This is a genomic window from Bacteroides sp. RTP31139st1_H2_RTP31139_211217 (assembly GCF_040227615.1).
GTDB lineage: Bacteria > Bacteroidota > Bacteroidia > Bacteroidales > Bacteroidaceae > Bacteroides > Bacteroides uniformis.
Window position 1 is genome coordinate 1 of the sequence record NZ_JBCNZM010000111.1, and the last position, 12,856, is coordinate 12,856.

The following is a 12,856-nucleotide window of genomic DNA, read 5'->3' on the forward strand; positions in this document are numbered from 1 at the left end:
GCTCCGAGACTTTCCCCAACAGCGCATAAACCGTTCCCTTCATTCCAGGCAGCCGGACGATGCGGTCCAGCACATCGCCTCCGTCCGCTCTTGCACTGCCTGCCAGGAAGAAAATGAAGAGTGGCAAATGGAGAATGAAGCATTTCATTGAATTCATTGTTCCGACAATATCAGTCTATTGCCCTGACGTGTACACTTCAAGTCGAACGTCCAGCATATCAGCTCGGCCACAGACTCCGGGGAGTTATTCGAAAATTCGACCGTCAGCCGCCGTTTACCCAGGGTTGGCGACGCGGCTTCTATCTGCCAGCCGGCAGACTCCTTATTGATGGCACGCAGCACATCCTCCAGGCACTCGTCCTTGAAACGGATGTTGCTGGTGTAACGGTCAAAAAGCTCCGGATTCCCCGTCTCGCTGACGAGCAGACTGCCCCCCTGCAAGATAACCGTTTCTCCCGCCTCTACAAAGACCGTCTGTTCCTCTTGTTTCAGCAGCACCTTCACCTTCCCGCGCTTCACGGACAAGCTGAAGGCCCCCCCTTCATTGCTCCTGACATTGAAAGCCGTGCCCAGCACCTCCACACGCACCCTCGCCGTCTCAATCGTAAAAGCCTGCTCGGGTTTCTTTGCCACATCGAAGAAGGCTTCACCCTGCAGGTTCACTTCCCGCTTGTCTTCCGCAAAATGTTCGGGATACTTCAGCGTGCTTTCCTGCGCCAGATATACCACCGAACCGTCTTCAAGGGTCTTGACCAGTGTGGGCTTCTCCCGGTTCTCCTCCGTCAGCAAGCTACGACTGTCCCCACCTTGTTCCGGTACGGCCCACCATGCGGCAAAACATACGATTCCGGCAATCACGGCTGCCGAAACGCTCCCCCACTTGAGGTAAAGCCTGCGGTGCGTTGCCGAAGCGTGTTCCGCATCTGCCGGCAGCAGGCAGTCCGTTTCGAAGCGGGCATAAAGCCGTACCCATGCCTCGTCGGTCCTTGTCTTCTTTTTATCTACTTCCATCATTGTGTCCGGATATAATTATCAATTTCATTTCGTAAGGTTCGGAGTACCTTGGTCATTTCCGCTTCCACCGTCTTGACGGACAACGAAAGCGACAAGGCAATCTCTGCATATTTCTTCCCCTCCATGCGGTGCATCCTGAAAATCTGCTGCCGGCGCCGGGGCTGCTTGTCGAGCGTATGCCGGATGAGGGTCTGAAGTTCCTCGTATTCCAAATGCGCGTGGGGGTCGGACGAATAGCCCGGCCCGGACTCCGTACGGACAGATGCCCGATAGCGCTCCTTGACCTCCTGATACTCACAAAACTGCACGGCTTCATTCCTCACAGAACGGTAGAGATAGCTTTTCACGGACTGGAATACTTGTAACCGCTCCCGGTTCTTCCACAGCACGTAGAACAGCTCCTCCACAATTTCCTCGGCAGACGCCGTATCACCCGTGATGCCCGCAGCATACCAGCAAAGAGGGGAATAATACCGGCGGAAGATTCCTTCGAACGCCTTTATATCGCCCTCCTTTATTCTGGCCAGTATCATCAGTTCGTCCAGCATACACGGTGTTTTTTCTCGGTTGCTCCAAATATAAGGAAAACTATCAGATAATCAATTGGATTGTTTCCGCAATTTGCTGACTGCATTCTCCAGGGATTCCGTAGGTTCTATGATATTGTAGTTCCTCCAGAAGTCTTCGTTCCAGTACTCATCCACCAGGTCGTAGAATACCTGCTTCCGTTTGAAGGTGTTCTTGTTGGAGATGCCGGAGAGAGGGCTTTCCGTCCTGTCGGTCACCACCATTTCAGAGAAAGCGGTGTAGCTGGAGGAGAACAGCCTTTTTTTCCAGTCGCATTTAAAGCGGATGACATTCCGTATATAGTTCAGGTAAGTCTTGGCCCCCTGCTGCTTGTAGGTCACCAGATAGGTGACTTCCTGCGGGCGGAACCGTAAGCCGACGGGCTTCTTATGCAGAATGGCCTCCACTGCCTTCACCCGATTTGCCATGTCCAGGCCAAACTCGGCACGTGTAAAGGAAAGCCGTTCGTAGTCTATATACAGTTTCCCGATGAACAAGGCATACATCAGGCTGACCCGCGGACGGAAGCTGACCACATACTGCATGCGGTTATCCAAATTGACGGGGTCCTCCATACGGAATTCATAATAGTCCAGATTGTCCGTGCTCAACAGCGCATCGCCATTCTTCACAATGTCCAGATAAAGGGACAAATTGGGACCTCCCACCACTTTCACAGCCAGCGTGTCACTCTGCTTTTGGCTCAGCAGGCGGCGGCCTTTCAGCAGCTGCACCTTGTCGCGGTCTACATCGCGGGAGTTATAATCCGTCTTATAGACATCCATCACTGCCTCGGACACGCTGATATAGCGGCGGCGCTTCTGCACGGTTTCCCGATAGAAGGCGGTCAGCATGTTGTCATTGCCAGAATAATTTACTGGAATTTTCTTGATGGCCTCTTCCACTATGACGCGGGGATTATTGCCATAGACCACAATCTCGCTCAAAAGATTGGGGGCCGGTATCATCCAGATGGTCAGCTCGCCCGTTTTTTCAAGTTCTTCCAGAGAGAGGTGTGTAGTGAGATAGCCGATATGGGAGACTTCCAGTCCACGGAAAGCTTCCGCTTCCGCTACTTTCAAGGAGAATGTGCCGTCGGCATTGGTCACCGTTCCGATATTGTTGCCGACAACAGAGACGTTCACGTTTTCGAGTTTCTTCCTGCTGTCCTTGTTCTTGACCGTACCGGTGATGACGAGCTCGTTCACTGCCGCGTCCTGCGCCATCAACGGGGTGATACCCGAAGATAAGAATGCAAACAAACACCCAAGTGTAAATCCTACAAAGTTTTTCATAAGGCATGTTTTTAAGGGGTTTCTATTAATAAGAGCGGTGAGGAAGATAAAACCCTATAGAATGGAGAGAAAAATACAAAAAAAGTAGCACGTTGATAATCAGAGAGAAATTTTGCCAAGACATTGCCATAGGTTTGGCAAAACGTTGCCATGCCTATGGCAAAAGTTTGCCAACGCGGTGGCAAAGTCTTGCCAATAGTAAGGCAAAACCTTGTCAAGCTGTCGGCAATAGCTTAGTTGAATTGTTGGGGCTTCCGCTGGCTCAGAATAACGTAGATGATGACCGGCGCACCGATAATGGGCGTGACGGCATTCAAGGGAATAATACCCGCTTCGCCGGGCAAGACGCAAATCAGATTGCAAAGCAGTGCCACTGCACCGCCACTCAGGATGGTGACCGGCAATAGGGAATTGTGATTGGCTGTCCCCAATATCATGCGGGCCACATGCGGCACGGCCAGGCCAATAAAGGCGACCGGACCACAGAAAGCGGTGGTGACAGCCGTCAAGAGCCCGGTGATAACCAAAAGCCAGTTGCGCACACGGCGGATATTGACACCTAGATTTTCGGCATAGCGCTCTCCCAGCAACAAGGCGTTCAGGGACTTTATCAACAATAATGAGCCGAACAGTCCCACAATGGTGACCAGCGCAAAGGCCGGCATCTGCTGTAGGGAAACTCCACCGAAGTTGCCCAGCCCCCATATCATATAGGACTGCACCCCCTCTGCCGTAGCAAAGAAGTTCAGCAGGGCAATGGCCGAAGAAGCGATGTAGCCTATCATGATACCCGTTATCAGCAGCATGATATTGCTCTTTATCAGCGTGGAAAAGAAAAGGATAAGTGCCATAATCAGCATGGCTCCGATAAATGCGCCAAGCAGTACGGAGAAGAAGCCGGACAAACTGAACGCCCCTGCCGTGATGCTGCCGCCAAACAGCAACATGACGAAGGCCACTCCCAGACTTGCCCCGGCGTTGATGCCCAGAATGGATGGTCCTGCCAGCGGATTCTTGAAAGCCGTCTGCAACATCAGTCCGCAGACAGCCAATGCGCCACCGCAAAGCAGCGCCGTCAGCGCTTGGGGCAAACGGGATTCCCAAAGGATGAAGCTCCAGCTTGCCTTCTCCCCCTCTCCACCGAGCAGGATACGGAAAACATCGGCAGGCGGAATCGAAACCGACCCTACCAGCAGATTGCCCGCAAAAAGCAATAAGATTACTACTCCCAACCCGATACCATATTTCCAGCCTTTACTCATAGTTACATTATTTAGCACACAAAGACACGGAGGCACAGAGTTTTCTATTACTTTCACAAAAGTTCCGTATCTCTGTGTTCATCACTCCTTCAGTCTGCAAAAATAGCGCAAGCCTCCCAAATCTCCTATTTCGGGATGCAGAATCTGTATCAGGTCGGATAACAAATAATCGGGACGGAACGGAGTCTCCTCGTAGAAAGGAACTTTCGCCGTATTACAACCATAGACATTCCGGGTCTTGAAAGCCTTGAAACCGGTGTAGCCGATATAATCCGCCTCCAAATCAGCATAGCTCATGTCGCGGTCACGGTTGTACTTCACCAGCCAGACGTCGGCATCGCCCGCCTTGTCGAAAACGGTCTCGAAAGCCAGAGGAACAGAGCCGCTGTGGGTATCGTCGGCAAAAGCGTAACGCCCGCAAGCATCCTGAAAAAGCCTTCCTATGGTGCTACGCCCTCCCGGCACGTACCATGCCGAGCCGCTTTTCAACTCACTGACAACGGAGAACGAGGTGGATGAAAGTTGCGCACGCATCTTGAGGCGTTGGTAACAACTGTCCACTTCAGCAAAAAGGTTGTCGGCTTGTGGCGCAACCCCGAAGAGCAGTCCGTAGAAACGCATCCACTCGGCACGTCCCAAAGCGGAGGTTTCCATGTAGTCGGCACATTCGATGATGGGAATATCCAGTTTCTCGATACGGCCATAACCGCCACTGTTCTCGAACGGAGACAGAAGGATGGCATCGGGATGCAGGTCGATGATGCGCTCCATATCGGGATTCATACCGTCGCCACAATCGGCGATGGTGCCCCGGCGGCAGGCTTCGTGAACGGTGGGCAGTTTGATGTACTTCAAGTCGCAGACACCGCCGATGCTACCAAACACACCCAGATTATCCATCAGTCCGCAGTGGACGGAAGAGTAGATGACTGATTTGGAGAGTGGGGTACGTACCACAGTACCTGCCGGAAGATGTGCCGGGAGTTCGCGGTCTTTCGGGACCAGTATATAGGTATGTAGCGTGTGCAACGTATCCCAAGGATTGCGCAAGGTGGCAAGGGTATAGCCGGGATAGGACACTAAGGTAAGATTCTCTGCATAACGTAAGGGAATGGTGTCACCGTTGGCCAAAGCAGAGGCAGTCTTGCCCCTTCCTCCGCAGGAGGAAAGAAACAGGACTGCGAACAGACAGATAAGTAAACTATTTCTTTTCATTGATATTAATTGAAGAAGATAGCAGAATTAGGATTCATACCTCCTGCATCGAACTGCTCTATAAAGGTACCGTCTTTCTTGAAACGATAAATGGTGCCGTTCGTGGTATATTCAGAAGTACCAATATAGAAATCACCGTTATTATCATTTACTTCCAACATATAAATCGTAGAAGTTTTCAACTTTTCCGGTATATCCTTCAAGAAAGAAGCTTCATCCATCTTTCCAGTCTTTATATTATAAGTAAAAAAAGAAGCGGTAGGATTGGTGTAATTTGAATAAGTCAAATAGAGAATATCATCAGTAGCACACATACGGGTGGCACTGCCTAATTCCGTCACCTTATTGTTGGCAGCAGGGTCTATCATCTGTAATGAATAGCCAATATCAACATAATTACCCCATGAAATCAAAAAAACCTTATCATCCTCTTCAACCAAAGCATTGGGGTTCAAACCTACCGTCAACGTCTCTTTCAACTTGAAAGTACGCAAATCTATCACCTTTACGTCATTGTGATAAGTGCTCCAATCAGCAGTACAGCTATTCGCCACATAAAGCATATCCTCGCAGATTGCCACACCTTCCAGATTGTCGCCAAGTCCGGTCAATTTATCCACTACCTCCAACGTTTTCGCATTGATTTTAGCTACAGCTCCTCCGTAGAAGGAAGCATAGATATATCCATCCTCAGCATCGATATAACGAATGCCTGCACTGAGGTCGTTGTCGTCTACAAACGAAACACGTTTCAACTCCACACCCGCAGCATTCAGCTTAGTCAGATAATTGGAACCACTTACAGCTATATATATTTCATCTTCATACTCAATCATACTCTGACCAAGGTCACCCAACTTGGCGTTGTTTTGAGTCTGGTAAATATCACTGATGAAATCCGCATCCTTATTGGGTGCATAAAAGGCAAGTCTTGCGTTATTAGCTCCCCAACCACCCTCATTCAGAATATAAACACGCGTCTGCGGCAGTGTCACCTTCGACCCGCCGTCATCCAGAGAATCGTCATCGTCGTCACTACAAGATGCCAAAGAGGCACCCAAAGCAAGCATGCAGAGCATACCGAATAATAAACTTCTTACTTTCATAATCACAGTTGTTATTGTTTATAATTAGTTTTTGTTGTTCATAAATAGATTATTCAAAACTTGAAAGTACCCGTCAACCGCCACGAACGACCCGGCATAGGATAATATTTTATCACGTCATACTGTTCATCGGTCAGATTTATAATCTCGGCCTGCAACAGAAGCCGGCAACCGCCCAAAGCAAACTCATGAGAGAGGCTCATCGTATGCTCCAGATAGCCCTCAATCTCATTCTCCGGAATGTTCTGCGACAAATAGTAACGCTTTCCCACTCCTACCGCCGAGTAGCCCACATTCACCCACGGCGTTTCTACAATGGCGGACGCGTTTCCGCTATGAAGAGGAGTATAAGGCAATTGGTCCTTATAGTTCTTCGCGTCGGAATCGGTCAGGTCAATGGCCTTTTGCCATGTATATCCGCCCGACATAATCAGTCTTATTTTCTCCGTCAATGGAACGGTTGCCGCCAAAGTGGCATCCACACCTGCGGCATGCACCTTGCCGTAGTTCGCCATCTTCCACGCATAGGTGGTGGGAAAAGCCACAATCTTATCCGTCACATCATTATAGTAACCGTCGAGCGTAACGGAGATATAGTCGAACACAGACAATCCGGATTTGCTCCATGTGATACCGACATTATATTCGTCTGCCTTCTCGGGTCGCAGATTACGGTTGCCCAGCCGGTAGTAATAGAGGTCGTTGAAAGTGGGCAGACGGAACGTACTCTTATACATCAACCGGAAATACAGCGACTCGTCCTGCCAAGGCTGCATACTGACTGATAAAGAGGGGGCAAAGCGATGGAAGTCATCGGGGACCGTACCTTTCTCGGCATGCTCCGAAGTGGCAGTATGCACCAGCGAAGCCGTGGCCGTGAGCCATCCTTGCCGGTAGCGTGCATTGAAGGCACTGATGGAAGTATATCTTGTAGGGAAAGGACATTCCGGCAAACTGTTGCGCAACTTGTTTATCACCCCATCCTGCGCCAACGAAAGGGTCAAAGCTTCCAAAGGACGGTAGAGAACGGTCGCGGAAATATAATATTCGTCTTGCCGGTGATTTTCCCGATAATATCCGTCGGCATATTCCTTGCCCTCATCCTTATATTGGTTCCAGCCATGATTATACTTTGCCTGTGCCTGCAAACTCCACCGGGGCGAAAAATGCTTCCTATAACGTGCCTGCACAAAAGTATTCTCATCCCAAAGCGTTTCATCGGAAAGGGGATTATAGAGCGTAACCGCCCCTGGAAGTCCCCGGCGGGAATAGAAGTAATAACCCTTCACATCCAGTTCGCTGTCATCCTTGAAAGTATGATAAAAGGTAGCTTCGCCCTGCCAGGAATAGATGCCGGAGTTGTTACGTTTCTCTTCCGTCACGTATTTCCCATTGACCAGCGTGAAAGGGTAATTACCGTCTGCCCTCATATAACCGGCATCTACCGCCACGCGTGTACGGCAGCCCAGTTTCTGCCACCAGCGCAGCGAGGGGCTGACCATGCCGAACGACCCTCCGCGCACCCGTGCCTGAAAAGCGGCATTGCGCCCGTCATCAAAATGAGGTTTTTCCGTCTCTATGCCCAGCACACCGGCCGACGCATACAAGCGGGCGGACTGTAACAAGTCCTCCGACTGCCCGATGGCGAGCGAAAGCATGGAAACATTGTCCAGCGAAAAACGCCCGATATCTATCTGCCCTGCCTGACAATTGCTCACCGCCACCCCGTCATAACTGACAGCTGTATGGGCTGCTCCCATATTGCGTATGGAAACCGTTTTCAGTCCTCCAATGCCTCCATAGTCCTTTACATTGGCTCCGGCAAAACGGCGTACAGCATCTGCCATATTCTGTATTCCCAGCTGGCTGATATCCTGCCGTGACATTGTCTGTATGGGTACGGCAGAAGTCACTTTATTGGGCGACCTGCGTGCTGTCACTGTCACTTTCTCTATCTGATGCACTTTCCCCGTAATCGTATCTCCCCCCACCTCCTGGGCAGAGAGCCGGAGTATACTTGCACCCAATGAAACAGCACAGACCCGTAATACCTTAGTCCTTCCTGACATAGAATAAATGAAGATTATCTTAAACCATTTGCGCACTGCCCACTTTCCTCGAATGGACAATTTTTCGACTTTGTTTTGCAGGTCTTCTGACTCGTTCCCGGTACATCGCCTTCCCGTTCTTTCCGAAGAACAGTGGCACAAGTATGATACACCGAGCATGGAACTCACAGCAGCGGGACTGTTCGGGACTTTCACCCGATTCCCTTTTCATCCGCTTCTCCGGATAGAGAACGCGGAACAAAACGTGGACAAAGATAGGATAAATAAAAGAAGTTTCAGTAAACAATAAAACGAATATTACCGTTTTAACAGTCATTTTTTTAACTTTGTAACATAATGACCCCAAAATTGAGTTGCCATGAAATATAAGTTATTGGTTCTTGATGTAGATGGAACGCTACTCAATGATGAAAGAGAAATTAGTAAAAGGACATTAGCTGCTCTGCTAAAGGTCCAGCAAATGGGAGTGCGCATAGTTTTGGCATCCGGTAGGCCGACTTATGGACTGATGCCACTAGCCAAAACCCTCGAACTCGGCAATTATGGAGGGTTTGTTCTCTCCTATAACGGTTGCCAGATAATAAAAGCACAGAACGGAGAAATATTGTTTGAACGACGCATCAATCCGGAAATGCTGCCTTATCTGGAAAAGAAAGCCCGCAAGAACGGCTTTGCCATCTTCACCTACCACAATGATACCCTCATTACGGATAGCCCGGACAATGAATATATAAAGAATGAAGCCCTACTAAACAATTTGAAGATAATCAAGGAAGATGAATTCTCTACTGCCATAGACTTCGCACCTTGCAAGTGCATGCTGGTGAGTGACAAGGAAGAAGCTCTGATAGAGCTGGAACAACATTGGGAAAAACGCCTGGCAGGTACTCTGGACGCTTTCCGTTCCGAGCCTTACTTTTTAGAGGTGGTGCCCTGCGGAGTCAATAAAGCGAATACGCTAGGCGCCCTATTAGAGCATTTGGGAGTAACACGGGAAGAAGTCATTGCCGTTGGAGATGGCGTATGCGATGTGACCATGCTCCAATTGGCCGGCATGGGGGTAGCTATGGGACATTCACAAGATTCTGTAAAGGTCTGTGCAGACTATGTGACTGCATCGAATGAAGAAGATGGAGTGGCCCTGGCCGTAGAAAAACTAATATTGGCAGAAGTGCGTGCAGCAGAGGTGCCTCTTGATTTACTGAACGAACGGGCACGACACGCATTGATGGGAAACTTGGGCATTCAATACACATACGCTTCGGATGAGCGCGTAGAAGCAACCATGCCGGTCGACTACCGTACCCGCCAACCCTTCGGCATTCTGCATGGCGGTGCCACCCTTGCCTTGGCAGAAACCGTTGCCGGGCTCGGCTCCATGATTATCTGCGAACCTGATGAGATTGTCGTGGGAATGCAAGTCAGCGGAAATCATATTTCTTCTGCACACGAAGGAGATACCGTAAGGGCAGTGGCAACCATCGTTCATAAAGGGCGTTCATCCCATGTGTGGAATGTGGACGTATTTACTTCCACCAATAAACTGGTTTCCTCTATACGGGTAGTGAATAGTGTTATAAAGAAAAGATAAAATAACTGTTATAAACTACGTAATGTAAATGCATGAAAATCAAAAGGGAACGAGGGGGTTAACCAATTCCTCGGTTTTATCCTTACTTTTGTAAACTATATTAGAGAGTTATCCCGAACAACAAAAAGAAAACGATGCAGATACGCAACAATACATTGATAACGGAATGTTCAGCTTATGATTTCAAGGAAATGTTGGAACGTAAGAAAGTGAAGTCATGGCTTAAATCCGTGTCGGCTTTTGCCAATACGGAAGCATCTTCTTTCTTCACTACATTCTATAATCTGAATTGGGGAAAGAACGAAAGAATACCCGTAGAAGAAGTGGCCGAAAGGGTAAACAGTCCCCTCAAAAAGTATCCTGCAAACGAAGAAAGTTCGGTCGAAAAGTTCGGTGTAAATGCGAAAATGTTCGGTGTAAACGACAAAAGTTCGGAGACAAGGTTCGGAGAGAGCACAGATGCCCCTAAAAACATAGGAAAGACAGCACAGAAGATTATCGATTTCGTCATTTCCGATCCTCCTATGTCAGCCGAAACTATGGCTTACAAGATTGGTATAAGTTCTCGTGCCGTAGAAAAACAAATTGCAAAATTGCGGTCTATGGGTATCTTATCTCGTGAAGGTGCGGACTTTGGTGGCTATTGGCGCATTGTCATTAATCCTCAAACTGAAAAATAAGTATATAAGATTGACTTGAAATTCAAAAACACAAGAGGCGTGCAACTTAATGGATTACACGCCTCTTTTTTCTATAAAATCACCTATTGCAACTTACTTCACTTCCTCGAAATCGACTATCATTCACTATCAATGCGTTAGCACCGGATGTTGCGTCCATGTTGCAAGAATCAAAATAAGTATTGATAATCAACATGTTACAAAATCAATACAAAGGTATAATATTCTACCCGAACAACCAAAAGAAAAGGCATAAAATAGAATATTCCTTAAATTATATATAAGTTCTTACGATTTTATAGTTTCACTCACGCATTCTCTTTTACCACTTTAATCATATTTCTTATCGTGTTATTTTCCAACCTAGAGTAAAGTGTTTGTGTTATTAGTTTATTACTCTTGTTATCTACATGCATAGGATCATTGTATATATTTCCAAGTAGATAATATATTTCTGGCACATCCACACCTTGCTCTTCGGCATATTCAAGTTTATTTGGAGTCCCATGTTTGCTTAAAAAAGTTTCCTTTTGTTCTATATTTAGGAGTTGTGTATATACCCTACTTTCAATAATCTCACGTAATGCCACGCAAACAGCTAATGTATCATATGCATTATTCTGTAGATATGCATCTAAATGGTTCATACAATACTGTTTGAATACATTTATATCTGCCCATTGCGATAGACTGCCTGTCATGTGAGAACTCATATCTGTTGAATAGTCTTTATAGAAATGAAGCATATATTTAGATATGTCTTCTTCAGAACCAGGTCCTGCTGCTCTTGATAGTTCTTTTCGTTTTCTCAATAGTTTCATCATATTATCACTAGCATGTGGATATGGGAGCGAACAAAGATAGTAAACTTTCAAATCCTTAAAAGAATAATGCTGATTATAATAATCAGGATTAAGATGACTTAAAATGATAGGGAAAATATTTTTCCCTTCATCTCTCATTTCTTTAATCATTTTTGTGATATAATATTGAGCAGCCATTAGATTTGCATCATCTAGATAATCAAAAACTTCATCAATAATTAAAATGTTGTATTCTTTAGTAAGGGCTTCCTTTGCTTTAAATAGGTTAGCAACAAAGACCATTATATCGCGTTCTCCGTTGGATATTCGCTGAGCATCATTAATTCTAAGACTAACCTTATTTCCTTCTTTATGTGGCGCAATATTATTCCATGTTTGTTTAAGTGTAGCAAAAAGATTTTTGCAATTTTGTTCTCGTTGTTTATATTTACTATATTCAATTCGTCCCCTCAATTCGTCCTTTTTTCTATAATATAGAGTAATAAGTCTAATAGCACGAAGAAGCAATTTTGCATTCCGATCTTGTGGATTAGCTTTTTTAAATAGACCTTCTGCATAGGCAATAGCAGGAATGTTATGCAACTCATTATAATCGTTTGTTTCTATATAACTATGTCTCTCTGAAACTGTACCTGTATAAGTTTTGGTAATCTCTATAAAGTTAGCTATTTTCTTTAATGGTCTTTGAGTACACTTTAAACGCTCATCGTCTAAAGATGCCATAAAGCTGTTGTCTGTAATATATTGAGTAATAACAGGGTAATATCCATTTGTTGCTTGATTAACATTGTATATACTATCAAAATCATCATCTATTTGGACATTGTTAGGGATGTGATCTATGAGTGTTATTTCTGGAACAGTAAGTCGTGCTTTACCCATAGCATGTCCATCTATGAATCTTGGGGAAACAGGCTTAAGACTATTGTTTATTACATAGATTCCAAACTTTCTAATGATGGTATTTCTGTTTTCATCTGCACAAAACGATTCTGTTGGTTCTGAAGTTTCAATTACCATAGATGGTTTGTTGTTCACATTTCCCTGATATGCATCATCCTCATCTAGTTTCATCCTTAGGCGATTTAGCCATTGAAATGCAAAAGCAAATGAAGATTTGCCAGAACCATTAGGCGCAACTAATAAACTAGGTTTGTTGGGAATCATGTCTAAAACAACATGATGATCACTCAAACCCCGAACATTCTTTATGTGAAATGAGTTAATTTTCAT

The 12,856-nt window shown here is 46.4% G+C and carries 9 protein-coding genes, 2 pseudogenes and 1 riboswitch; of the genes and pseudogenes, 2 read left to right on the top strand and 9 right to left on the bottom strand.

Features of this window, described 5'->3' with window-relative positions; all coding sequences use genetic code 11:
• From ABUA47_RS24990 to ABUA47_RS16635, 8 genes and pseudogenes are all read right to left on the bottom strand, one after another.
• Positions 1–157: pseudogene (locus tag ABUA47_RS24990) on the bottom strand (carboxypeptidase-like regulatory domain-containing protein); the annotation flags it as partial.
• Positions 154–1,014, bottom strand: coding sequence for a FecR family protein (locus tag ABUA47_RS16605; RefSeq protein ID WP_035448893.1), 861 nt, complete (start codon positions 1,012–1,014; stop codon positions 154–156). The pseudogene ABUA47_RS24990 and the gene ABUA47_RS16605, both read right to left, overlap by 4 nt.
• Positions 1,011–1,562 (bottom strand): RNA polymerase sigma-70 factor, encoded by a 552-nt coding sequence (locus ABUA47_RS16610; RefSeq protein WP_035448895.1) that lies wholly within the window; start codon positions 1,560–1,562, stop codon positions 1,011–1,013. Before ABUA47_RS16610 ends, ABUA47_RS16605 begins: the two co-directional genes overlap by 4 nt.
• A gap of 51 nt (positions 1,563–1,613) precedes the next feature.
• Positions 1,614–2,876 carry a carboxypeptidase-like regulatory domain-containing protein gene (locus ABUA47_RS16615; protein WP_009038151.1) on the bottom strand — a complete coding sequence of 421 codons (1,263 nt, stop codon included), beginning with the start codon at positions 2,874–2,876 and terminating at the stop codon, positions 1,614–1,616.
• A gap of 233 nt (positions 2,877–3,109) precedes the next feature.
• The gene (locus ABUA47_RS16620; RefSeq protein WP_009038149.1) at positions 3,110–4,138 is read right to left on the bottom strand and encodes an iron ABC transporter permease; all 1,029 of its coding nucleotides are present in this window, start codon (positions 4,136–4,138) and stop codon (positions 3,110–3,112) included.
• An 81-nt stretch (positions 4,139–4,219) separates the two neighbouring features.
• Positions 4,220–5,353, bottom strand: a complete 1,134-nt coding sequence (locus ABUA47_RS16625) for an ABC transporter substrate-binding protein (RefSeq protein ID WP_035448897.1) — start codon at positions 5,351–5,353, stop codon at positions 4,220–4,222.
• A 5-nt stretch (positions 5,354–5,358) separates the two neighbouring features.
• On the bottom strand, positions 5,359–6,459 hold the full coding sequence (locus ABUA47_RS16630; RefSeq protein ID WP_005831744.1) for a YncE family protein: 1,101 nt from the start codon (positions 6,457–6,459) through the stop codon (positions 5,359–5,361).
• A gap of 53 nt (positions 6,460–6,512) precedes the next feature.
• The gene (locus tag ABUA47_RS16635) at positions 6,513–8,528 is read right to left on the bottom strand and encodes a TonB-dependent receptor plug domain-containing protein (RefSeq protein ID WP_349831783.1); all 2,016 of its coding nucleotides are present in this window, start codon (positions 8,526–8,528) and stop codon (positions 6,513–6,515) included.
• A 58-nt stretch (positions 8,529–8,586) separates the two neighbouring features.
• Positions 8,587–8,786, bottom strand: a riboswitch (cobalamin riboswitch).
• Between the two features lie 100 nt (positions 8,787–8,886).
• On the opposite strand from ABUA47_RS16635, the gene ABUA47_RS16640 reads away from it, so the two are divergent.
• Complete coding sequence (locus ABUA47_RS16640; RefSeq protein WP_117945627.1) at positions 8,887–10,119, top strand: Cof-type HAD-IIB family hydrolase; 1,233 nt, start codon at positions 8,887–8,889, stop codon at positions 10,117–10,119.
• A gap of 245 nt (positions 10,120–10,364) precedes the next feature.
• Positions 10,365–10,799, top strand: a pseudogene (locus ABUA47_RS16645) (HTH domain-containing protein); the annotation flags it as partial.
• Positions 10,800–11,107: 308 nt separating this feature from the next.
• Here ABUA47_RS16645 and ABUA47_RS16650 read toward each other — a convergent pair.
• On the bottom strand, positions 11,108–12,856 hold a 1,749-nt coding region (locus ABUA47_RS16650; protein WP_349831785.1), incomplete at its 5' end, for a hypothetical protein.